This window comes from Litoreibacter sp. JB4-2 (assembly GCF_055693445.1).
On sequence record NZ_CM146334.1, the window covers coordinates 1,030,535 to 1,051,866 of the forward strand.

Genomic DNA, 21,332 nt, shown 5'->3' on the forward strand with positions numbered 1-21,332 from the left:
TGTCAGGCGGCGGCGCTAGGCGCAAACGGCCCGGCCATCTAATCGGAAAAAACTGGATTTGGACAGGCCCGGCGCCGTAGCGCCGGACCCATTTTAGTTAGATACTAGGTGGCTTAGTAGCCAGCCTCATCCATGATCGAGACGGCGGCGGCTTGTGCTGCTGCCAAGGCGTCATCAACCGATTTCGCACCGGACAGAGCTGCTGCCATTTCCTGCGCAACGGCCGAACCCACTTCTGGGAATTCAGGGATCGCTGCGAACTGAACGCCTACGTAAGGCTTGATGTCAGTTGCTTCAGGTGCTGCGGATTCAATGGCTGCCATTTCAGCAGCGGCGAATGGTGCAGCGGCCTGGAACTCAGGGTACGCGTAGGTGGATGCACGTGTGCCTGTTGGCACGGAGCCCCAACCGAACTCAGGGTGGTCTGCGACCGCCTTGATGTACTCTTTGGATGTGGCCCACTCGATGAAGGCTTTTGCTTCAGCAGTGTTCTCGGTGCCAGCTGGTACAGCCATAGCCCAAGCCCACAGCCAGTTCGCGCCCACTGGGTTACCAGCGTTTGGCGACTGAGCGTATGCAACACCGTCGACTTCCAGGAAGGACGCTGCGATTGTGGCATCGATCCACATGCCGCACTTGCCTTCGTTGTAAAGCGCGAGGATCTCGTTGAAAGAGTTACCTTCCGAGCCGGGAGGGCCGTAGTTGCCCAGCAAATCAACGTAGAAGTTGATTGCAGCTTTCCACTCGTCGCTGTCCAAAGCAGGTTTGTAGTCCGCGTCGAACCAAGCACCACCGAAAGAGTTCACCATAGTAGTGATGAACGCCATGTTGTCGCCCCAGCCTGGCTTACCGCGCAAGCAGGCGCCATAAACGCCGTTGTCTGGGTCGTGTACAGCAGCGGCAGCCGCTTTAATGTTGTCCCAGCTGTCGTTGTCAGCGATGGAAACGCCAGCAGCGTCCATCAGGTCCTTGCGGTACATGACCATCGAGGATTCGCCGTAGAAAGGCGCCGCATAGAGCGTACCTTCGTGGGACAGACCGTTGCGCATTGCAGGCAGCATGTCGTCGACGTCATACTCAGCACCGAACTCAAGTGGCTCGATCCAGCCTGCAGCACCCCAGATCGGAGCTTCCTGCATGCCGATGTTGATGATGTCGTACTGACCGCCACCAGTTGCTGTGTCGGATGTGACCTGCTCGCGCAGAACGCCTTCTTCAAGCGACACCCAGTTCAGCTTTACACCAGTTTCTTCGGTGTAAGCTTCAGCAACTTTTTGCATGTTGATCATGTGACCGTTGTTCACGATCGCGATTGTCAGCTCTTTCGCGTGACCGTCGGCCATTGCAGCAGAAACGCTGGCAATACCAAGAGACAGGCCAAGAGCCGTATTGCGTAGAGATTTCATGTTGTTCCTCCCAGAAATCACAGTTTCGGTTTTTAAACCTGCCCCAAAGGTGACGGATCGAACACCCACATCGCTAATAGAATTTGAGCAAAGGCCTATACAAAATCAACATAGATTAGCGCGCAACTGCAGAAAATCGTCTAAAATTGTGTAAGAGTTGCGCTATCTCGATGGAAAACTGATCGTTTTTCACAACAGGAAACGCCTAAAAAGCAGGCCCTTTAAGAATCGTTTGTCCGGAAATGTACCAATTTAGGTTTGGCCAAACATGGTCTCTGCGCTAGACTTTGTTAAGTAGCGGCAGGACCGCAAGGGAGGATACGCGATCTCATCCACGGGAGCGCATATTGATAAAATTATCGCCACGGTGAACTCTGGCGATGCAGCCGCACGGTCGCGGATTGCGGCGTCGTGGCGGCGCTCTATGGTCAGTCATGGGCTCGATCCGGCGACGCAGCAAATTCAAGATTACCACACCGCCAGTGAAATCGCAGAGCGCAAGGACCGGCTTGGGCGGGTGACGCGTGTCGCCGCACCAATGCTCGACAGATTGTTCGAGCTGGTCGGAAATTCCGGCTGCGGCATTGTTCTGACCGATAGCGATGGGGTTGTGCTTGATCATCGCTTCTCTGACGCGGATCGTGATGCGTTTTACGGCTGGGGCCTCGGTCTTGGTGCTGATTGGTCAGAAGCCGCTGAGGGTACCAACGGTATCGGCACATGTCTGGTTGAAAACCGCCCCGTCATAATTCATCGCGCAGAACACTTCATGGCTCGCAATACCGAGATGAGCTGCATTGATGCGCCGATCTACGGCGCAGATGGACAGGTCGTAGCGGCACTTGACGTGTCCTCGGCGCGCGCAGATCAGACCGAGGCGATCAACGGCTTGATCTCTGAGATGGTGCTGCAAACCGCGCGCAAGATCGAAGCAGATAATTTCCGCGACACGTTCCATAAGGACCGCATCGTGGTGGCAGATCGGGATGACACCGGCAGCATGATGTTGTTGGCGATCGACGGTGACGACATTGTGGTCGGCGCCACACGCGGCGCGCGACGGGCATTTGGCTTGTCCCTAGAGGGCGCAGTTGCGCCCGTCCCGGCCAGCGATTTGTTCGGCCGCGAAGACGGGCCGTCCGGCTTTCAAAAGGCGGAACGCGCGGCTGTCGTGCGGGCTTTGGTGCGCGCGGATCAGAACGTGTCGCAGGCGGCGCGCAGCCTTGGAATATCCCGCGCAACACTCTATCGGCGCATGCGCCAGCTCGGGCTGAGCGAATAGCGCGCACATCTGTCTCAGATCTGAGACAGCTGCCGCGACCGACTGCTCCCCTCCCCTTCACAGCTTCTGCGCACGCTGATCACCTTCCCCCATGTGATTGGGAGAGCACATGACACATTCAACGACACAAACATTCTAGACTGACGCACCGCGCCCAACGTGGCGCTCTTAGTTGTGCAGACATAGACCCAGCCGAAGCCAGGGAGGCCAAAAATGCCAAATGTAACCATGACCATCAACGGGCGCGAGATGTCCACAGAGGTCGAAAACCGGACTTTGCTGTCCGCCGCCTTGCGGGAGACGCTGAACCTGACCGGAACCCATGTCGGCTGCGATACCAGCCAATGCGGCGCCTGTGTTGTCCATGTGAACGGGAAACCCGTAAAGTCTTGCACAATGTTCGCCGTTGAAGCAGCAGGCGCGCAGGTCGACACGATTGAAGGCCAGGCACTGTCCGATGGGTCGCTCACCGTGTTGCAGCAGGCCTTCCAAGACCATCACGGGCTACAATGTGGGTTTTGCACGCCGGGCATGATCATGAGCGCAGCCGCCCTTCTAAAAGAAAATCCGACCCCAACTGAGGCGGAAATACGCGACTATCTGGAAGGCAATATCTGCCGCTGCACTGGATATCAGGGCATCGTCAACGCAATCATGGCCGCCAGCGGACAATCCGTTGCCGTGGCCGCAGAATAAGGGAGGCTTGAGACATGGCAGACGGAGGAATTGGCGCTGCAACGAAGCGCCGCGAGGATGTCCGGTTCTTGACCGGACGCGGTAAGTACACCGATGATTTCAATCCGACCCACACCAGCTACGCCGTCTTCGCGCGCAGTCAGGTGGCAAACGGCACGATCAAAAGCATCGACACATCGGCGGCCGAGGGCATGCCCGGCGTGTTGGCCGTGTTCACTGGTGAGGATTTCGTCGAGGTCGGCGGCAACCCTGCAGGCTGGCTGATCAACAACCGCGACGGCACCCCAATGAAGGAGCCCAAGCGCCCGGTACTTGCTCATGGCAAGGTGCGCCATGTGGGCGATGCCTACGCCGCCGTGGTGGCTGAGACGCAAGAACAAGCGATGGACGCGGCTGAAGCGATTGAAATCGATATCGAAGAACATGACGCTGTCATCGATATGAAAGCTGCCGTCGCAGATGCAGGCACCCGAGTGCATGACGAGCTTACGGACAACCTTTGCTTTGACTGGGGTTGGATCGAAGACAACCGGGAAGCGACTGATGCCGCGATAAAGGCCGCCCCACATGTGACAACGCTGGAGCTTGTGAATAACCGGCTTGTGCCCAATGCACTTGAACCGCGCTGTTCTATTGGCGAATTTGACCCTGGCACCGGCGACTACCGCCTGACCACAACGTCGCAAAACCCGCATCTCACGCGGCTTTTGATCTCCGCCTTTGTGCTGGGCATTCCTGAAAACAAGCTGACGGTGCATGCCCCCGATGTCGGCGGCGGGTTCGGCTCCAAAATCTACCACTATGGCGAGGAAGCTTTGGTGCTTTCCGCCGCCAAGAAACTGGGCCGCCCCGTCAAATGGACCGCCAGCCGGTCCGAGGCGTTCCTGACAGACGCGCATGGCCGCGACCACGTCACCAAGATCGAATTGGCCACTGAAAAAGACGGCGCGTTCATTGCCTTCCGCACGGAAACCTACGCCAATGTCGGCGCCTACCTGTCGAATTTTTCGACCGCGACGCCGACCTTCCTGCATGGCACTTTGATGGCGGGCAACTACACCGTGCCCAACGTCTATGTGAACGTAAAGGCGGTCTTCACCAACACCGCGCCCGTTGATGCGTATCGCGGCGCGGGGCGGCCGGAGGCCACTTACTCCCTCGAACGCGTCATCGACAAATGCGCGCGGGAACTGGGGATGGACCCAATCGCCATCCGTCGCATGAACTTCGTCAAACCTGATCAGTACCCGTTCGCCTCGGCCGCCGGTCTTGAATATGACAGCGGCAATTACGACGCTTTGATGGACGGGCTCGAAGGGCTCGCCGACATCAAAGGGTTTGAGGCGCGCCGCGCGGATAGCGAAAGCCGCGGCATGTTGCGGGGGCTCGGTATTAACTCCTATATCGAGGCCTGCGGCATCGCGCCGTCGAACCTCGTGGGTGTGTTGGGCAGCCGCGTCGGTCTCTATGACGCAGCCACAGTGCGGGTGAACGCCACCGGTAATATCTCGGTTATGGTCGGGGCGCATAGTCACGGGCAAGGTCACGAGACCGCGTTCCCGCAAGTGGTCGCTGACATGCTGGGCGTGGACCCAGAATCGGTCGAGATCGTGCATGGCGATACGTCAAAGATCCCATTTGGTATGGGAACCTACGGCTCACGTTCGCTGGCCGTTTGTGGTTCGGCCGTCTACCGCGCGACAGAAAAGATCATCAAAAAAGCCACGCTGATTGCCGCCCATATGATGGAAAGCGATGCGGAGCAGGTTGATTTTGAGGACGGCGTTTTCTCGGTGCGCGGATCAAACAAAACCGTGGGTTTCGGAGACGTAGCGCTGAAAGCCTACATCCCGCATGACTTCCCGCTCGAAGAGATCGAGCCAGGGTTGGAGGAAACCGCGTTCTACGACCCGGCCAACTTCACCTACCCGTCCGGCGCTTACGCCTGCGAGGTGGAGGTCGATCCCGAAACCGGTAAAGTCGATATCTGCTCAATGGTGGCTGTCGATGATTTCGGCACCGTCGTGAACCCGATGATTGTTACGGGCCAAGTCCAAGGAGGGCTCGCGCAAGGGATCGGGCAGGCCTTGCTGGAAAACGCAGTCTATGACGAAAGCGGCCAGCTCTTGTCCGGCAGCCTGATGGACTACGCTATGCCGCGTGCCGACGATCTGCCCAATCTGGTCGTCGACCATTCGCATATGACGCGCTGCACGCATAACCCGCTCGGCGTCAAAGGCTGCGGGGAAGCTGGCGCCATCGGCTCCCCACCCACGGTGGTCAACGCGGTGGTCGACGCGCTGAACCGCGCAGGCCATGACGTGGCGCATCTGGATATGCCCGTGTCGCCGTCGCGCGTTTGGGCGGCCATGAACAAGTGATCTGTGGCGGGCTGTAACGGCCCGCCCCCACAACCAATAGGAGAAGATCATGCATAACTTTGATTTTGTAATACCAGATAGCTTGGCCGATGCCGTCGCCGCCATGAAGGCGGAGGGCGCGCAAGCCCTGGGCGGCGGACAAACCCTGATGCCCGCCATGAAACAGCGGCTGGCCGCACCCGACAGTCTGGTCAGCCTTTCAGGCGTGGCCGAGATGGTGGGTGTGTGCGAAAAAGGCGGCGCGCTTGTCATTGGCGGGGCGACAACCCACGCGCAAGTGGCTGCCGACGCGGCGGGCCAGTTCCCCGCCCTAGCAGCGCTCGCCGGGCTCATTGGCGATCCAGCCGTACGCAGCCGAGGCACTGTTGGCGGCAGCTTGGCCAATAACGACCCTGCTGCGTGCTATCCCGCCGGCGCCCTTGGGTCGGGCGCAACAATCACGACTGACACGCGCGACATTGCCGCCGATGACTTTTCAACCGGCATGTTCGACACGGCGTTGAATGACGGCGAAATCATCACTTCCGTCAGCTTCCCCATCCCGGAAAAAGCCAGCTACCAAAAATTTGCCCAACCGGCATCCCGCTTTGCTTTGGTCGGGGTGTTCGTCGCCAAATACGCTGATGGGGTTCGCGTGGCTGTCACCGGCGCATCGAATGGCGGCGTGTTCCGCTGGTCGGAGGCGGAGGCCGCTTTGTCTGCAAACTTCAGTGCCGACGCGGTTGCTGGCATGTCGCCGGATGCGAGCGATATGATCAACGACCTGCACGGCACGGCGGAGTATCGCGCCCATCTGGTGGGCGTGTTGACCAAGCGCGCTGTTGCAGCTGCGCGCTAAGCCCTCGACTTGAACGAAAAGACGCCGCTCCCTGTCAGGGGGCGGCGTCTTTGTTTGTCCAGGCGGCCGGGCCTGCAATTTAGGGGAGCGGAACGCTAGAGCTGCGCCATCACCTCGTCGGACGCCTCGAAATTGGCCGTGACGTTCTGGATGTCGTCGTCATCTTCCAGCGCGTCGACCAGCCGCATCAGCTTTTGCATCCCCTCAAGGTCCAGCTCGGTCGTAGTAGTCGGTTGCCAGATCAGCTTGGTGGACTCGCTTTCGCCCAGCTCTGCCTCAAGTGCAGTCGACACGGCGTTCAGGTCGGTGTCGGCGCAGATGATGGCGTGGCCGTCTTCCGAGCTTTCGCAATCCTCCGCGCCAGCTTCGATGGCGGCCATCATCACAGTGTCGGCGTCGCCGGCGTCGGCGGGATAGAGAACCTGACCCTTGCGGTCGAACATGAAGCCGACGGAGCCGGTCTCGCCCAGATTGCCGCCATTCTTTGAAAACGTGGACCTGACGGTGGAGGCGGTGCGGTTCTTGTTGTCGGTCATCGCCTCGACGATCACGGCGACGCCGCCGGGGCCGTAGCCTTCGTAGCGGATCTCGTCGTAATTCTCGGCGTCGCCGCCCTGGGACTTCTTGATCGCGCGGTCGATCACGTCCTTGGGCACGGATTGGCTTTTGGCTTCCTTCACGGCGAGGCGCAGGCGCGGGTTTTTGTCGGGGTCCGGGTCGCCCATTTTGGCGGCGACGGTGATTTCCTTGGCGAGCTTGGAAAACAGCTTCGAGCGCAGCTTATCCTGGCGCCCTTTGCGGTGCTGAATATTTGCCCATTTTGAGTGGCCAGCCATGGGTCTCTCCATTTCTTCTTTGTTATCAGCCTTTTCTTTATCCAAGCTTCGAAGAATGGGCAATATCAGCATTCAACGTTACCCCGCATGCGGGGAATCCCGTAAAGTACTGATTTAAAAAACCATCTCAGATTTTTTTAACCGCTTATTAACCCATCAGAAACCGCAGAAAACTGCGCTAGATGTTGACTGCGTCGAGCAGAGAAACACCCTGCGGTCACATCTACGCTGGTTTTTCACGGTATTTCGCGACGGTTGCAGTTTGAGTTGCAGGACATCACTTTGGTTGTCTCGAAACGATGGTCGTTGGGTCAGATCAACAAGCTGCGTTACGCAATACTAACCCAAACGTCACACGTTTCTGAGCTAAATCATACTTCCAGTGTATTGTCGCTGATGGACACTATGCGGGACGAAGCAGACTTCCAAACTACGAATTCCAATGTCCGAACTGGGCAGATCGCTGAACTTTTTATGTTGATGGCATAGTGAGCCCAGCAACTTTCTGACCCGCTCGTCGTCCGATCTTAAACGTCGCGAAGGTGCTCACCTCGGTTCGGTACATCCACGAAAGAGACGCATACCGCGTCGTGGGCATATCAGATCGGCCAAATACCTATCGCGTTCACGATAACTTGGTAAGCTACTGTGAAACCGGCTGAAAGGATGCAGAGGGATTTTGTGAGATGAGCGCCGATGGTAGTACAAGAGAACGTCAGGCTCGAGAGTGTTGAAGCTAATACTCTCGAGCCCATCTACCGGCGCAAACAGCACCGATACCCCTACATTCTCAGGCTTTACTTTGGGTGGATACCTATCGCTGAAGGCGTCTCCAAGACCTGCATAGAAGTCCAGCAGCATTATATATTCAATACGAGGTAATTCCCTTACCGGAATATGCTCGCCAGTCGGGTAGGCGTCATTTGGTACCTTCATGCGCTCCACATACGTGGAATCCGGAAGTTGGCCAGTGTTGATAAATTCAGCTTTATTCTCAGCCGTGAGGTTCGCCCTGTACAAGTCAGATTGAACGCCATGATTGATCAGCGCCCGGCACAGGTCACTGCACGCTCCGCGCTTAATAATCATGACACTTTTCCCGCGAATATCGATTTCGTCTGCTTTGACAAATGCTGCATGCAAATCAGCTCGCTCTTCAACATATGACATGCGGTCGAGCGCCGGATAAATCCAACCAACGGCAACGATAATCACGCCTAAGAAGAGTGATCTGGCCCGCTTTCCACGCCACAACCACCAGGCGGTCAAGCCGAGCAAGACTGCATATGTGCACCAAACCAGTAATTCTCGGATTGCAGTAAGGGTTATCGCTCTGACAAATTCCGCGCCCAATCCAGCCGATGCAACCGAGGGCAAAATTACAAAAGACAGCGTCGCAGCTATGTAAGTTAGACGAGACAAAGTGATGACCTCTAGAGGATTATTTTGAGACCTTAGATCATGAACGTCGTTCAATCAAGAAAAATGAACGTCGTTCACATATGAGTCGTTGATTAGCCTCATTCACCCTCAAGCGAAACATACTCCCCTTCTGCAGATACAGAAACAAACAGAGCAGACGTTGGTCCAGAACGCAGCAACCGTTAGAATGGCCTCAAAGCAGACATCAGCCGTGTCTTGTACGAAAGGCCGCTTTTCCAGATTGGGTTGTATGATGACGTGAGGGGCAAAGTTGTCTGACGTTCAACATCAGTGATGTGTTTGGCGCTGGTCGTGCCATCGGGCTTTCTCCCCTTGCGGTCCTGCGTGGTATTACAACATGGTGCACCCATGACGACAGACCAGATCATCCTCTTTTCGCTGTTTGGCGGCGTGTTCATTTTTCTGCTTTGGGGGAAGTGGCGCTACGATCTTGTGGCATTCGCTGCGCTGATGCTGGCGGTGGTGCTGGGCGTGGTCGACACGAAAGACGCTTTTGCGGGCTTTGGGCATTCGGCAACGCTGGTGGTGGCATTGGTCTTGGTGGTCTCTGCCGGGCTGGTGCGTTCGGGTGCGGTGTTTTTGATCACGCGCACGCTGGTTGATGCGTCGCGCAAGCTGGGGGCGCATATCGCGCTGATGGGCGTTGTGGGCGGCGTGCTGAGCGCGTTTATGAACAACGTGGCGGCTTTGGCGCTGCTGATGCCGGTGGACATTCAGACGGCGCGAAAGGCGGGCCGCGCCCCTGCCCTGTCGCTGATGCCTTTGAGCTTTGCCACGATTTTGGGGGGCATGGTGACTTTGATCGGCACGCCGCCCAACATCATCATCGCCTCCATCCGGCAAGACAGTCTGGGCGAGCCGTTCAAGATGTTTGATTTCGCGCCCGTTGGCGGCATCACCGCGATTGCGGGGCTCGCCTTTGTGGCGCTGATTGGCTGGCGGCTGATCCCGCAGCGCACCGGCACGCACCAGTCGGGCGACCCGATGGAGGATTACGCTGAATATATCGCCGAACTGGTGGTGCCCGAGACCAGCAAGCTGATCGGCACCCGCCTGCGCGACCTCAATGAGGAGGCCGAGAAGGCAGATGTCGCCGTGATCGGCATCATTCAGGACGGCAAGCGCCGCTACGGATCCGGGCAAAACCGCGTGATCGCGGCGGGCGACATCATTGTGTTTGAGGCCACGCCGGACGCGCTGGACGAATTCCGCGCCGCCGTGTCGCTGCAATTTGCCGATGACAAGCGCGAAGAAATGCTGCGCGCCGAGAATGACGGGCTGACGGTGATTGAGGTGGTGGTGACCGACCAGTCGCGCATTAACAGCAAGACCGCGCAATCCATCGGGCTGACCTGGCGCCAGCAGGCCGTGCTGATGGGCATTTCGCGGCAGGGCAAGACGATCAAGTCGCAAATCCGCAAGACCCAAGTGCAGACGGGCGACATTTTGCTGCTGCTTGTGGCGCCTGAGAATGCGAACTCGGTCACGGAATGGCTGGGCTGCCTGCCTTTGGCAGACCGGGGCCTGGTGGTGACGGATGACACCAAAGTGTGGCTGGCCATTGGGCTGTTTGGGGCGGCGGTTTTGGCGGCCTCCATCGGGCTGGTTTACCTGCCGGTGGCGTTGGGGATTGTGGTTGTGGCCTTTGTCTTGGCCAAGATCATCCCTATTTCCGAGATTTACGACCATATCGAGTGGCCGGTGGTGGTGCTGCTGGGATCGATGATCCCCTTGGGCCAGGCCTTGGAGCAATCGGGCGGCACGCAGCTGATCGCGGGCTCATTGGTGTCGCTGACCGAAGGCATGCCGCCCTGGGCGATCCTGACGATCCTCATGGTGGTGACGATGAGCTTGTCGGATGTATTGAACAACACGGCGACGGCGATTGTGGCCGCACCGATTGGCATCCAGATGGCGCAGTCCTTGGGCGTGAACCCGGACCCGTTTTTGATGGCCGTGGCCGTGGCGGCCAGCTGTGCGTTCCTGACGCCCATCGGGCACAAGAACAACACGCTGATCCTTGGGCCGGGCGGCTACGGGTTCGGGGATTACTGGCGGATGGGATTGCCGCTGGAAATCCTTGTCGTAGCCGTGTCGATCCCGGCGATTTTGGTGTTCTGGCCTTTGTAGCCTTTAGGTGCCGTAAACGGCCCGCCTATTATTAATGGCCGTAAACGGCCTGACGCGCGATTTTTTGGGCGTCGCCTGCGTAGATGTCGAGATCAAGCGCGACGTCGAGCGGCAGGTTTTCCAGCTCATAGGCGGTGTTAAGATAGGCACGGCGCTTTTGGGCGGCGGTCAATACGGAGTTAATCAAAGCAGTCATTATGTAGCCTCCTCTTTTGGGCTGTTGTCGTGTTAGCGATAACAGGCATTTGGCCACAGTGAGGCGCGCAGACAAGTTCCGTTTCGGAAGAGCGGGATTGCGCATTCTGCATGGCTGCCCAAACTGTGGGCAGTTTTAGAATCCTTCAGCGGATTCAAAGCGGTAGACTAATCCATTGTTCACCGTAATGCGCAGCTCGGCGACCGGGCGGAAGGGGATATCGCCCTCCTCGGCGGGCAGGGTTGGGCCCACGACCTCCTGCAGCACGATTGCCCCGGTCGGCGCGCCCGCTGCGAGGGCCACGGCGTAGGTGTAGCTATAGGGGCAGTCGGTGAACGTGCCTGTCCAGCCCGCGCCGGGGCGGGCGGTGCGCGACAGCCCGATGCATTGCGCGCCGTCCGCCATTTCCGCGATGACCCGGTTGCCATCGACCACGGCAAAGACCGGTGGGGCGAGGCGTTCAGGCGGGGGCGGCGGCAGGGTGATGGTGCTGTCTGGACGGTTCAACGCGCGGTCAAGGACGCGGTCGCAACCGGTGAGCGCTGTCACGGCGATAAGAAGTGCAAGTGTTGTGCGCATGAGCCTTCCCTCAGAGCGGCCAGATGAACGGGATGACGGCGGAGGCCAGAATACCGATGCTGAGGTTCAGCGGGATGCCGACCTTCATGAAATCGGTGAATTTGTAGCCGCCGGGGCCGTAGACCAGCATGTTGGTCTGATACCCGATGGGCGTGGCGAAACTGGCGGAAGCGGCGACCATCACGGCCACCACCAAGGGGCGCGGGTCGATGCCGATGGCCGTGGCCAGCCCGATGGCGATGGGCGTCACCACCACAGCGACAGCGTTGTTGGAGACCAGTTCCGTCAACACGGAGGTCAGCAGATAAATCCCCCAGATCACCAGGAACGGCGGCAGGTTCATCATCACGGGCGCAAGTGCCTCGACGATCAGGGTGACGGCGCCTGAGGCCTCTAGCGCGGCGCCGACAGCGAGCATGGCGAAGATCAGCGCGAGCAGGCGACCATCAACGAAGGAGAACGCCTCCTCCGCGTCGATGCAACGGGTCAGTAGCACGGTGGCCACAGCGAGAATGGCGAGCAGGAAGATCGGGGCCACGCCCAGCCCCGCCAGCCCGACCATCCCCAAAAGTGTCACCAGCGCGATGGGGGCATGGGCGCGGCGGAACCCGCGCGCGGTGGGATGGGCCACATCGACCAACCCCATTTCGGAGGCCAGCCGCGCGACGTCTTCGGGCGCGCCTTCCAACAGTAGCGTGTCGCCCACGCGCACGATCAGATCATCCAGCTGCTGGCCAATGTTTTGATTGCTGCGATGCACGGCCAATGTGTAGACCCCGAACCGCCGCCGCAAACGCAAAGAGCCTAGCGAGCGGCCCACCATGCGCGCGCCCGGGGTGATCAGCACCTCGACAGTGGAGGTCTCAACGGCGGAAAGCTGGTCGACGCGTTTGAGCTGCTTGTCGGCTTGCAGTGACAAAAGTTCCGTCATTTCGGTGCGCAGGATCACCCGGTCGCCAACTTGCAGCGAGACGTCCTTGAGATTGCGCCGGAGCGACAGGTCGCCGCGCACCACGTCGATCAGCCGAACGCCGGGGCGTTTGAACAGCTGAACATCCATCACCTCCCGCCCGATCAGGTTGCTTTCGGGGGGGATCGCGGCTTCGGTAAAGAATTTCTTCTTGGTATTGTCGGACAAAAGTGCGGCCATGCTGGAGCGATCGGGCAACAGGCGCGGGCCGATAAAGCGCAGATAGATCATGCCCCAGACGACCAGAATGATGCCCAGCGGTGTGACCTCGAAAATCGTGAAGGGCTCTAACCCGCCTTCGCGCGCAACACCGTCAACCAAGAGGTTTGTAGAAGTGCCGATCAGGGTCAGCGTGCCACCAAGGATCGCCCCGTAGCTGAGCGGGATCAGCATTTTCGACGGCGACACGCCAATGGTTTTGGCGAGCTGCACAAAGACAGGGATCATGACCACCACAACGGGCGTGTTCGACACAATGGCGGAAGCCACGACCACAAAGGCCATCAGCGCGCCAATCGCCAGAACCGGGTTGGTCGCCGCGCGGGCGTCAGCGGCCTGCGTGAACCAATCCAGCGCCCCGGTGCGGACCAAAGCGCCCATGACGATGAACATGGCGGCGATGGTCCATGGCGCGGGGTTGGATAGAACCGAGAGGCCCGCCTCATAAGGCAGCACGCCGGTGATCAGCAGCACGGCCACCCCGCCTAGGGCGACCACCTCCGTCGGGTAGGATTCGCGCAGGAACAGGGCAAACATACCTGCCACAACGCAGAGCGCGATGATGGCTTGGGTGGTTTGGTCAAAAGCAAAAAGATCCATAGTGTTAGCGGGTCTCAGCGGGTTGTGTCAGTGCGCGCGCGTGGTTGCACCAAGGATAGCCCAACCAACATGACAGCAAAGGCGGCCCAAACCCAGAGCGAATAACGCTCCCCCAGCAGCAACATCGCCCAAAGGACGCCAAAGCCCGTTACCAGATAGGCCACCTGCGCGGCGAAGACTGATCCGGCCCTGCCGATGATCCAGACATAGCCAGTATAGACCAGCACATGAATGACGGAGCTGAGCACCAAAGCGCCATCGGGCAGCGACCAAGGCGCGCGCGGGTCAATCCATTGGCCGCTGACCAGTGCCAGCGGCAGCGTGATCAGCGTTCCAACAAGCGATGCGCCCAGCATCACCTGCACCGGGTCCAGCCCGGCAGTGCCCCAGCGGGCCACATAATTGCCCTCAAATGCGTAGAAAAACGGGGCAACCAAGGCCAGCGGCAGGAAGGCGAGCATCGCGCGGTCCGGCAGGCTGGCCTCCGGCAGTGCGATCAGCAAAACGGCGATGAGGCCTAAGAAAAGGCCCAGCAAGCGACGAAGCTCGAACGTGTCATTGCCCAGCGCAAGCGCCACCGGCAGCGCCAGCATGGGCACCAACGACAGCAGGATCGACAGAATGCCCGCCGGCAAATAGACCGCCGCCTGATAAGAGGCCGCGTTCGGCAGGACCGTGCCGATAAGCGCAATGATCAGGTAGGTTTTGAACGCCGCGGGCGTCAGCGGCAGCGACCGACGCGTGACCACGGCAATCGCGCCCATCAGCGCCGCCGAAATGGCCAGCTGCCAAAAGATCAGCCCGAATTGGCGATACCCTTCGCTGACGGCGATTTTGGTGAGCGGCTGGGTAAGCCCCCACCCTGCCCCAAGCACCGCCAGAATGGCAAAGAGACCCAGCTTTTCGCGCATGGGCTCAGGCCTGTTCCGGCCCCGAGGGCTGTAACCGCCCGCCTTGACGCACGGGGATGGCTTTGGTGGCCTTTCCGGTGCGATCATCGGTTTCGACGTAGAGCCCGCTGAGCGTGGCTTCCTCGCCTGCGGGCACAAAGCGACCCTTGACCATGCCGGTCACAAAGCGGCGCATAGGTTCGGCCTTTTCCATGCCGATTACCGAATTGTAGTCGCCGCACATGCCCGCATCGCTCAGGTAGGCGGTCCCGCCTGGCAGCACCATGGCGTCACCCGTGGGCACATGGGTATGGGTGCCGATCACCGCAGAGGCGCGCCCGTCGCACCAATGGCCCATGGCCATTTTCTCTGATGTGGCTTCGCAATGCACATCGACGATGGAGGCTTGAACCGCGCCGCCCAGAATGTGTGTTTTCAAGGCCTGCTCGATCTGGCCGAACGGGTCCTCATAGGCGCGTTTCATGAAGACTTGCCCCAGGATTTGGCTGACGAGGACCTTGCGCCCGCGCGTGGCCTCAAACACCCGCGCGCCCGCACCCGGCGCGCCTTTGGCGAAGTTGAGGGGGCGGATGATGCGCGGCTCCTCTGTGATGAAGCTGAGCATGTCTTTTTGATCAAACGCATGGTCGCCCAGCGTCAGGCAATCGGCGCCAGCGGCCAGCATGTCCTTGGCATGGGCCGGTGACAGGCCCGCGCCGTTTGTTGCGTTCTCGCCATTGACCACAACGAAATCCAGCTTCCACGCGGCGCGCAGCTGGGGCAGATGAGTGGTGATCGCGGCGCGGCCTGCGCGGCCCATGACGTCGCCTAAAAAGAGCAGCTTCATAGCGGTTTCCTACGCGGTGCCGCGCGGTTGCGCAATTCAATTAGGGCTGTGGGGTGATCACGCCTTGATCGGTGACGATCAGATCGAGCGGCTGGTCGGTGGGCTCCATCGGCAGGTTTTCGGCCTCTTGCGCAGCGTAGGCGTAGCCGATGGCCGTGACCGGCCCGCGCGCGCGCAGCCCTTCGAGCGTGCGGTCATAAAAGCCGCCGCCATAGCCCAGCCGGTGGCCCTGCCGCGTGAACGCCACCAGCGGGACGATGACCACTTGCGGCGTGATCAGCGCGCCTTTGGCGGGGATTTTGGCCCCGAACGGCCCGTCGACCATCTGCGCCTCAGGCGACCAGGACTTGAAGCTCAGCGGTTGGCCCTTGCCGTCGATCACCGGCACGCCAACAGGGCCGAAGGCTTGCAGGGCGGCCATTGCGGGGCGCGGATCGACCTCCGTCTGGATAGGCATGTAGCCCGCCATGGGTTTGCCCTTGTGCGGCATCAATACGCCCAGCAAATGCGCCACGGCCTGCGCGTCGGCCGCAGCCGAGCGGGCGGATTTGCGGCGTGCGAAGGCGGCTTTGCGGGCGTCGGACTTGAGGGCGGCCAAATCGGTCATGGCGCGTTTCTGCCCGCGCTTTGCGCCCTTGGCAAGCGCGGCTTTGCGGCGGTAGGCTGGCTGCATGACCCGATTGAGCCTAGACCATATTGCGATGAGCTGCGTTGCCCTGAACACCGGCGCGCCGATTGTAGAGGGCTTGCTGGGCGTGGCGCTGCCGGTCGAGGGCCAGCACCCCGACATGGGCACGCATAACCGGCTGACGGGGATGGGCCCGGATTTCTACTTTGAGCTGATCGCGATCAACCCTGAGGCCCGCGCCCCGGGGCGGCCCCGGTGGTTCAACCTCGACCATTTCGAAGGCGCGCCGCGCCTGACCAACTGGATTTTGCGCTGCGATGATATTGAGGCCGCATTGGCTGACCTGCCGGACGGGTTTGGAACGCCTATAGCGTTGCAACGCGGGGATTTGCGCTGGAAGATGGCGGTCCCGGATGACGGCGTGTTGCCCTGGGGCGGTTGGGCGCCCGCGATCATCGAATGGCAAGGCGAGGCGCATCCGACAGACACGCTGCCCGACAGCGGGTTGCGGCTGATGCGGCTAACGCTGCACCACCCTGAAGCCGTGCAGATGGCAGAACTGCTGGGGCCAATGATGCCGCGCGACACAGTGCAATTCATGCCCGCGCCGGAGCCGAAACTGGTGGCCATTTTTGATGGTCCGAATGGCGAGGTCAGGCTGGAATGAGCGCTGTGATCCGCCCTGCCCGCGCGGAAGATGCGGTGGGCATTTTGCCAATCTACAACCAGATCATCCGCGACACGACCATCACCTTTCTGCCCGATGACAAGACCGAGGCTGAGATCATGGCGGCTATTGCGGCAGCCGACGCCTATCTGGTCGCCGAGGAGGGGGGCCGCATCATAGCCTTCGCCAGCTTTGGTCCGTTTCGCAGCGGCAAGGGCTACGCATCCGTCAAGGAACACTCGATCTGTCTGGCGGAGGAAGCGCGTGGCGCGGGGTTAGGCGCCAAACTGCTGGGCGCGCTTGAAGATATCGCGCGCGATCAAGGGGTTCGGGTCATGGTCGGCGGCATTTCTGGCGAAAATGCTGCAGGACTTCACTTTCACGCGACCCAAGGATACCAAAAAACCGGCCATCTGCCTGAAATCGGGGAAAAATTTGGCCGTGTGCTCGATCTTGTGCTGATGCAGAAAAGCCTCTGACATTCCCCGTGGCTTTGGGGTAGCGTGCCCCCATGTCGATTTGGGACCGCATTGCCGAAGCACTCTCTGCCCTTGCCAATGGCGAAGGGCTGGCCGCTGTATTTGACCGCCTGCGGGCGGAGCCTGAGCGCACTGTAGCCTTCACAATCGCGGTGGTGGCTTTGGGCGCCAAAATGGCCAAAGCCGACGGGCAAGTGACGCGAAACGAGGTCGCGGCCTTCCGCGAGGTTTTCACCATCCCGCCGGAGGATGAGGCGCATGCAGCCCGGGTCTTCAACCTTGCGCGGCAAGATGTGGCAGGCTTTGACAGCTACGCCCGCAAGATCGCCGCGATGTTTGACGACCGTCATGATACGCTGTTTGACCTGATGGAAGGGCTGTTTCACATCGCGATTGCTGACGGCAATTATCACGACGCCGAGGATCAGTTTTTGGCCGTCGTCGCGGGCGTGTTTGGCATGACCAGCGCGGAGTTTAAGACGTTGCGCGCACGCTACGTACCCGATGCCGATCATGATCCTTATGTGGTGCTGGGCGCGGACCCGAAAATGTCGCTGGAGGAAGTTCGCCAGATTTGGCGCGCTTTGGTGCGTGAGACCCATCCTGACCGGATGTTGGCACGTGGCCTGCCGGAAGAGGCGGTGAAATTGGCCGAAAAACGGCTGGTGATGATCAACCGCGCTTGGGAAGAAATCTCCGAGGCGGCTGCGTGAGGCTGGCCACCTATAATGTGGAGTGGTTCACCTACCTGTTTGATGATGCGGGTCAGCTGATTGACGATGACAGCTGGTCGGGGCGGCGCGATGTCACCAAATCACAGCAACTTGCGGCGTTGGGCGCGGTGTTTCAGGCGATGGATGCCGATGCGGTGATGGTGATCGAGGCGCCCGACAGCAGCGCCAAACGCAGCGGCATCGTTGCGTTGGAAACATTTGCGCGCAAGTTCGATCTGCGCGCGCGAAAGGCGCTGATCGGGTTCAGCAATGACACGCAGCAAGAGATCGCGCTGCTTTATGACCCCGACCAGATGGAGGCGCGCCACGACCCACAGGGCCCGCTTAAGGGTGGCAAAGGCGATGCCCCGCGTTTTGACGGCGTGTTCAAGATCGACCTCGATATTGATGACCGGCAGGACCATGTTACGTTCTCGAAACCCCCTTTGGAGGTCGCGCTACGGCTTAAATCAGGGGCTGAGCTACGCCTGATCGGGGCGCATTTGAAATCGAAAGCACCGCATGGCGCGCGCAATGCCGACGCAGTGATCCGGCTATCGATTGCCAATCGGCGCAAGCAATTGGCGCAGTGCATCTGGCTGCGCGAACGCGTCGATGCGCTGCTGTCTGAGGCCGCGCCTTTGATCGTGATGGGCGATTTCAACGACGGGCCGGGGCTGGACGAGTATGAAAAGCTCTTTGGCCGCTCCAGCGTCGAAATCGTGATGGGGCTTGGCCGCCCGGATGCGCCGCAAATGGTCGACCCGCACGCGCTTGACGCGCTGTCACGACGGATCGGGACCGGGCGCACCACATCGCGGTTTCATTTGCGCGACCAGAACCGATACCTGAACGCGTTGTTGGATTACATCATGGTGTCACCCGATCTGGCCGCGAAACAGCCGGTTTGGCATATCTGGCACCCGTTTGATGACCCCGATTGCTGGGGCAACGCGGCGCTGAGGTCCGACCTGCTGACCGCATCGGACCATTTTCCGGTGAGTTTGGATATTGCGCTCTGAACGCTTATATTGGCGCCATGAAACAATATGTCTTTGCTTTGACGCTTGCCGCATGTGTGGTGCCCGCCGCGGCGCAGGACCCGGAGCCGCCGCTTTTTGAAGGGCTTGATGAGCTGGCCGAGAGCCTGCGCGACCTGTTTACCCAGCTGGAGGACGACGTCGCACCCTTCATGGACCAGTTGGGAGACCAGCTGCGCGACCTCGACCGCTACCACCCGCCCGAAGTGCTGCCCAATGGCGACATCATCATTCGGCGCAAAACGCCTGAGAAGCCCGATGCCCTAAGCACGCCCGCCCCGCAGGACCCGATCGATATTTGAATGAACGGGGCGGGCACGGGCTGCGCGTACGAAAATTTTGCAAAATACCGATTTAGCGCTTGCAGGATTGGATCGGAGTTTATATTTCACGCTTCACCAACGGATGCGGGCGTAGCTCAGGGGTAGAGCATAACCTTGCCAAGGTTAGGGTCGTGAGTTCGAATCTCATCGCCCGCTCCAATGGAAACAAAGGGTTACAGTGAAAACTGTAGCCCTTGTTTCGTTTTTGGGCAATGGCGTTCACAATTTGAGTGTGAACAAGTCAAGTTGGCAAGGTGCACAAAGCTTCGCTTTTGCGGATAACTCTACCCCTGAGCTACGCCCGCGATTGAATTAACTGAACGCAAAGGCACCTCAATCTAATTTTCCAAGAAAATTGACATTCTAAGCATCACGGAACAATCCATCTGAGCTCTCTGTTGCCCCGTAGAGGCCCCGACATCGGCGCAGAGCAGCACTACGCCCACTGGCTAAGGCAGGTCCATAGCCTTTCGTATCAGGGCTGCGCTGCCCTACAATTGCAATAATGCTATATGAGCCAATGACTGCATCGCGGACGAAGCGGCCATTTATAGGCCATCAGCCCAGTGTGCGAACCCAGGTGTGACGACAATCTACATGTACTTCTTGGGTGGGCTCGGGAAAATCCGGATCGCCAAACGAACCAACACCAACCGCGACCATATCCGGTTTGCGAGATGGCTCCCAAAAAACTGTAGAGCCGCACTCAGTACAAAAGTGGAATGTCAGGCCAAAGCCCGCATCTGACGAGCGCTCATAGCTCTTGTAGTGTCCATGAACTTCAACATTCTTTCTTTGAAAGAAGGCTGCGATGCCAAACGGAGCGCCTGTACGCTTCTGGCACTCTTTGCAATGGCATAGTGACACAAGCTCGGGGTCACTTAGGCAAATCACTCGTAGTGCGCCGCATGAACAGGTAGCTTCTCGCTTCATGAATCCGTCGATATGAATTTCTGAGCAGAATACGCCAATAGTGAATTGACGCAAACCTACGGTTGCTGAGCGCTCATAACGGACATCTTCAGCAATGCTTGTTACTCCGCAGCCCAGAAATCAGCTCTCGTACGGAAGAGTGGAACTGACAGACTAGCTCGTCGGCGTAAAACCCAGCATCAGCCAAGGCTGATCTGAACTCTTCCTCGCTCATAGAAAGCAGGCGTTCTGGGTTTTGCTCCGCCGATTCTAAAATCCAGTGTTGATCCAAAGCGTGCCCAGCGTTTCTACTTGAGAATAGCCAGCCTCTTTTCTTTTGAAGGCAAACCAAACGACGACGGCTTTGCGGACGAAGCTGCCGTTCTTGGAACCATCTCCAATGTCGGCTTTGGATAGTGGGTGCTTCTAAGCTGACTACGCCGGAGGCTCGCAATAGCCGTACCAAGCTCGATTCAACGTGGCGTTTTTGGAGCGCGCGTTGAGCACATACATCTGGTTACCAAAGTCAAAGTGCCAAAACTCTGAAGGGTAATTCTCAAATCCCGCTTCTGTCATGGTCCAGTATAGCATGCGGCGGTTAAGCAAAGCAGCGTCATCGGGCCCAATAATACCACGATCAAGCGCCTGCTCCAGATGGTCTGTGTGAGCCACGACACTTAGATCATCAAACGCAGCCCCCAGATCCAACTCCTTGCCCGTCTCAAGCGAGCGAAGCATCACATCAATTGAGGCCCCGGATGTATGTATCGGCCAAGTGGTCGCATCCCCCAGGTCAAATCTTCTCGGGTCCGAGCTATACTGACTGGTCAGGACCTCCAGCTCGGAGTCAGAAAGCGCCGGATGGTCTTTCCTCACCTTTTCCAAGGCCCAAGCCCACAGCCCTCTCTGAGTGGCTATTGGGCGATATGCATCATAGACAACGAGTTCACACCTAAACGCTGACAGTTTTTGGTTTGCGGAGCGAAGCATCAGTAGCAAGCTGGCGCGACACCACACGCGAGAAAGGCTGCCATCAATCCTTTGACCGTATGGGGCATTGGAACCATCTGAAACATAGTAATATGGCAAAACGGAAATGCCGTGCTCGCCGATGTCAATCAGCGCTTCTGCTCCGCGAGGGTCGGAGCCGTCTATCTCGACAAAATGATAGTTGCGTGCATCCAGATCATCGTCCCTCATTGGGATTGGTGGAAATTCGGATTTGCTCACAGGCGGTTCCTCACGTCGGAGTCTGAT

At 59.0% G+C, this 21,332-nt stretch carries 21 protein-coding genes and 1 tRNA gene; 11 read left to right on the forward strand and 11 right to left on the reverse strand.

Translation table 11 applies throughout. From position 1 onward, the window contains the following. Positions 1-113: 113 nt before the first annotated feature. Entirely contained in the window at positions 114-1,406 is a 1,293-nt protein-coding gene (locus ACZ1G7_RS05145) for an ABC transporter substrate-binding protein (RefSeq protein ID WP_472662766.1), read from the reverse strand. A gap of 325 nt (positions 1,407-1,731) precedes the next feature. Here ACZ1G7_RS05145 and ACZ1G7_RS05150 point away from each other — a divergent pair, with 325 nt between their 5' ends. The 4 genes from ACZ1G7_RS05150 to ACZ1G7_RS05165 all read left to right on the forward strand — a co-directional run bounded on the left by ACZ1G7_RS05150 (position 1,732) and on the right by ACZ1G7_RS05165 (position 6,603). Beyond that, the gene (locus ACZ1G7_RS05150) at positions 1,732-2,688 is read left to right on the forward strand and encodes a GAF domain-containing protein (RefSeq protein WP_472663669.1); all 957 of its coding nucleotides are present in this window, start codon (positions 1,732-1,734) and stop codon (positions 2,686-2,688) included. A 213-nt stretch (positions 2,689-2,901) separates the two neighbouring features. Beyond that, a complete protein-coding gene (locus ACZ1G7_RS05155; protein ID WP_472662767.1) occupies positions 2,902-3,384 on the forward strand; it encodes a (2Fe-2S)-binding protein in 483 nt (160 codons plus the stop codon). 14 nt (positions 3,385-3,398) lie between these two features. Next, positions 3,399-5,765 (forward strand): xanthine dehydrogenase family protein molybdopterin-binding subunit, encoded by a 2,367-nt coding sequence (locus tag ACZ1G7_RS05160; protein ID WP_472662768.1) that lies wholly within the window; start codon positions 3,399-3,401, stop codon positions 5,763-5,765. Between the two features lie 49 nt (positions 5,766-5,814). After that, on the forward strand, positions 5,815-6,603 hold the full coding sequence (locus ACZ1G7_RS05165; protein ID WP_472662769.1) for an FAD binding domain-containing protein: 789 nt from the start codon (positions 5,815-5,817) through the stop codon (positions 6,601-6,603). 95 nt (positions 6,604-6,698) lie between these two features. Here ACZ1G7_RS05165 and ACZ1G7_RS05170 read toward each other — a convergent pair whose 3' ends face one another. Both ACZ1G7_RS05170 and ACZ1G7_RS05175 read right to left on the reverse strand, forming a co-directional pair. After that, positions 6,699-7,439, reverse strand: coding sequence for a YebC/PmpR family DNA-binding transcriptional regulator (locus tag ACZ1G7_RS05170; RefSeq protein WP_472662770.1), 741 nt, complete (start codon positions 7,437-7,439; stop codon positions 6,699-6,701). A 546-nt stretch (positions 7,440-7,985) separates the two neighbouring features. Then, positions 7,986-8,861 (reverse strand): hypothetical protein, encoded by an 876-nt coding sequence (locus ACZ1G7_RS05175; RefSeq protein ID WP_472662771.1) that lies wholly within the window; start codon positions 8,859-8,861, stop codon positions 7,986-7,988. Between the two features lie 369 nt (positions 8,862-9,230). Between ACZ1G7_RS05175 and ACZ1G7_RS05180 the strand changes: the two genes are divergently transcribed. Further along, complete coding sequence (locus ACZ1G7_RS05180; RefSeq protein ID WP_472662772.1) at positions 9,231-11,012, forward strand: SLC13 family permease; 1,782 nt, start codon at positions 9,231-9,233, stop codon at positions 11,010-11,012. A gap of 31 nt (positions 11,013-11,043) precedes the next feature. On the opposite strand, the gene ACZ1G7_RS05185 is transcribed toward ACZ1G7_RS05180, so the two are convergent. The 6 genes from ACZ1G7_RS05185 to ACZ1G7_RS05210 form a co-directional block, all read right to left on the reverse strand. Then, entirely contained in the window at positions 11,044-11,208 is a 165-nt protein-coding gene (locus ACZ1G7_RS05185; RefSeq protein ID WP_472662773.1) for a hypothetical protein, read from the reverse strand. 135 nt (positions 11,209-11,343) lie between these two features. Then, positions 11,344-11,787: a hypothetical protein gene (locus ACZ1G7_RS05190; protein ID WP_472662774.1), complete on the reverse strand. Its 444-nt coding sequence runs from the start codon at positions 11,785-11,787 to the stop codon at positions 11,344-11,346. Positions 11,788-11,797: 10 nt separating this feature from the next. Continuing rightward, a complete protein-coding gene (locus ACZ1G7_RS05195) occupies positions 11,798-13,576 on the reverse strand; it encodes an SLC13 family permease (protein WP_472662775.1) in 1,779 nt (592 codons plus the stop codon). Between the two features lie 14 nt (positions 13,577-13,590). Further along, positions 13,591-14,487 carry a DMT family transporter gene (locus ACZ1G7_RS05200; RefSeq protein WP_472662776.1) on the reverse strand — a complete coding sequence of 299 codons (897 nt, stop codon included), beginning with the start codon at positions 14,485-14,487 and terminating at the stop codon, positions 13,591-13,593. Between the two features lie 4 nt (positions 14,488-14,491). Further along, on the reverse strand, positions 14,492-15,313 hold the full coding sequence (locus ACZ1G7_RS05205; RefSeq protein WP_472662777.1) for a TIGR00282 family metallophosphoesterase: 822 nt from the start codon (positions 15,311-15,313) through the stop codon (positions 14,492-14,494). Positions 15,314-15,353: 40 nt separating this feature from the next. Further along, positions 15,354-15,920 carry a 5-formyltetrahydrofolate cyclo-ligase gene (locus ACZ1G7_RS05210; RefSeq protein WP_472663670.1) on the reverse strand — a complete coding sequence of 189 codons (567 nt, stop codon included), beginning with the start codon at positions 15,918-15,920 and terminating at the stop codon, positions 15,354-15,356. A 64-nt stretch (positions 15,921-15,984) separates the two neighbouring features. Here ACZ1G7_RS05210 and ACZ1G7_RS05215 point away from each other — a divergent pair, with 64 nt between their 5' ends. The 6 genes from ACZ1G7_RS05215 (at position 15,985) to ACZ1G7_RS05240 (ending at position 19,322) form a co-directional block, all read left to right on the forward strand. Beyond that, on the forward strand, positions 15,985-16,608 hold the full coding sequence (locus tag ACZ1G7_RS05215; RefSeq protein ID WP_472662778.1) for a VOC family protein: 624 nt from the start codon (positions 15,985-15,987) through the stop codon (positions 16,606-16,608). Further along, complete coding sequence (locus ACZ1G7_RS05220; RefSeq protein ID WP_472662779.1) at positions 16,605-17,087, forward strand: GNAT family N-acetyltransferase; 483 nt, start codon at positions 16,605-16,607, stop codon at positions 17,085-17,087. The genes ACZ1G7_RS05215 and ACZ1G7_RS05220 overlap by 4 nt, the downstream gene beginning before the upstream one ends. 32 nt (positions 17,088-17,119) lie before the next feature. After that, on the forward strand, positions 17,120-17,800 hold the full coding sequence (locus tag ACZ1G7_RS05225) for a TerB family tellurite resistance protein (RefSeq protein WP_472662780.1): 681 nt from the start codon (positions 17,120-17,122) through the stop codon (positions 17,798-17,800). Continuing rightward, positions 17,797-18,822, forward strand: coding sequence for an endonuclease/exonuclease/phosphatase family protein (locus tag ACZ1G7_RS05230; protein WP_472662781.1), 1,026 nt, complete (start codon positions 17,797-17,799; stop codon positions 18,820-18,822). Before ACZ1G7_RS05225 ends, ACZ1G7_RS05230 begins: the two co-directional genes overlap by 4 nt. 17 nt (positions 18,823-18,839) lie before the next feature. After that, complete coding sequence (locus ACZ1G7_RS05235) at positions 18,840-19,142, forward strand: mediator of RNA polymerase II transcription subunit 21 (protein ID WP_472662782.1); 303 nt, start codon at positions 18,840-18,842, stop codon at positions 19,140-19,142. A gap of 105 nt (positions 19,143-19,247) precedes the next feature. Beyond that, positions 19,248-19,322, forward strand: a tRNA-Gly gene (locus ACZ1G7_RS05240). 399 nt (positions 19,323-19,721) lie between these two features. Here the strand turns inward: ACZ1G7_RS05240 and ACZ1G7_RS05245 are convergent. Together ACZ1G7_RS05245 and ACZ1G7_RS05250 are read right to left on the reverse strand one after the other, a co-directional pair. Beyond that, on the reverse strand, positions 19,722-20,096 hold the full coding sequence (locus tag ACZ1G7_RS05245; RefSeq protein WP_472663671.1) for a GFA family protein: 375 nt from the start codon (positions 20,094-20,096) through the stop codon (positions 19,722-19,724). A 414-nt stretch (positions 20,097-20,510) separates the two neighbouring features. Further along, positions 20,511-21,305, reverse strand: a complete 795-nt coding sequence (locus ACZ1G7_RS05250; protein WP_472662783.1) for a M15 family metallopeptidase — start codon at positions 21,303-21,305, stop codon at positions 20,511-20,513. Between the last annotated feature and the right edge of the window lie 27 nt (positions 21,306-21,332).

Bases quoted from the DNA above. Each gene is read 5' to 3' on its own strand.
- ACZ1G7_RS05205 (WP_472662777.1), bottom strand. From the start codon at position 15,313: ATGAAGCTGCTCTTTTTAGGCGACGTCATGGGCCGCGCAGGCCGCGCC.
- ACZ1G7_RS05145 (WP_472662766.1), bottom strand. From the start codon at position 1,406: ATGAAATCTCTACGCAATACGGCTCTTGGCCTGTCTCTTGGTATTGCC.
- ACZ1G7_RS05215 (WP_472662778.1), top strand. From the start codon at position 15,985: ATGACCCGATTGAGCCTAGACCATATTGCGATGAGCTGCGTTGCCCTG.
- ACZ1G7_RS05235 (WP_472662782.1), top strand. From the start codon at position 18,840: ATGAAACAATATGTCTTTGCTTTGACGCTTGCCGCATGTGTGGTGCCC.
- ACZ1G7_RS05245 (WP_472663671.1), bottom strand. From the start codon at position 20,096: ATGAAGCGAGAAGCTACCTGTTCATGCGGCGCACTACGAGTGATTTGC.
- ACZ1G7_RS05225 (WP_472662780.1), top strand. From the start codon at position 17,120: ATGTCGATTTGGGACCGCATTGCCGAAGCACTCTCTGCCCTTGCCAAT.
- ACZ1G7_RS05220 (WP_472662779.1), top strand. From the start codon at position 16,605: ATGAGCGCTGTGATCCGCCCTGCCCGCGCGGAAGATGCGGTGGGCATT.
- ACZ1G7_RS05165 (WP_472662769.1), top strand. From the start codon at position 5,815: ATGCATAACTTTGATTTTGTAATACCAGATAGCTTGGCCGATGCCGTC.
- ACZ1G7_RS05170 (WP_472662770.1), bottom strand. From the start codon at position 7,439: ATGGCTGGCCACTCAAAATGGGCAAATATTCAGCACCGCAAAGGGCGC.
- ACZ1G7_RS05190 (WP_472662774.1), bottom strand. From the start codon at position 11,787: ATGCGCACAACACTTGCACTTCTTATCGCCGTGACAGCGCTCACCGGT.
- ACZ1G7_RS05195 (WP_472662775.1), bottom strand. From the start codon at position 13,576: ATGGATCTTTTTGCTTTTGACCAAACCACCCAAGCCATCATCGCGCTC.
- ACZ1G7_RS05160 (WP_472662768.1), top strand. From the start codon at position 3,399: ATGGCAGACGGAGGAATTGGCGCTGCAACGAAGCGCCGCGAGGATGTC.
- ACZ1G7_RS05200 (WP_472662776.1), bottom strand. From the start codon at position 14,487: ATGCGCGAAAAGCTGGGTCTCTTTGCCATTCTGGCGGTGCTTGGGGCA.
- ACZ1G7_RS05180 (WP_472662772.1), top strand. From the start codon at position 9,231: ATGACGACAGACCAGATCATCCTCTTTTCGCTGTTTGGCGGCGTGTTC.
- ACZ1G7_RS05155 (WP_472662767.1), top strand. From the start codon at position 2,902: ATGCCAAATGTAACCATGACCATCAACGGGCGCGAGATGTCCACAGAG.
- ACZ1G7_RS05210 (WP_472663670.1), bottom strand. From the start codon at position 15,920: ATGACCGATTTGGCCGCCCTCAAGTCCGACGCCCGCAAAGCCGCCTTC.
- ACZ1G7_RS05185 (WP_472662773.1), bottom strand. From the start codon at position 11,208: ATGACTGCTTTGATTAACTCCGTATTGACCGCCGCCCAAAAGCGCCGT.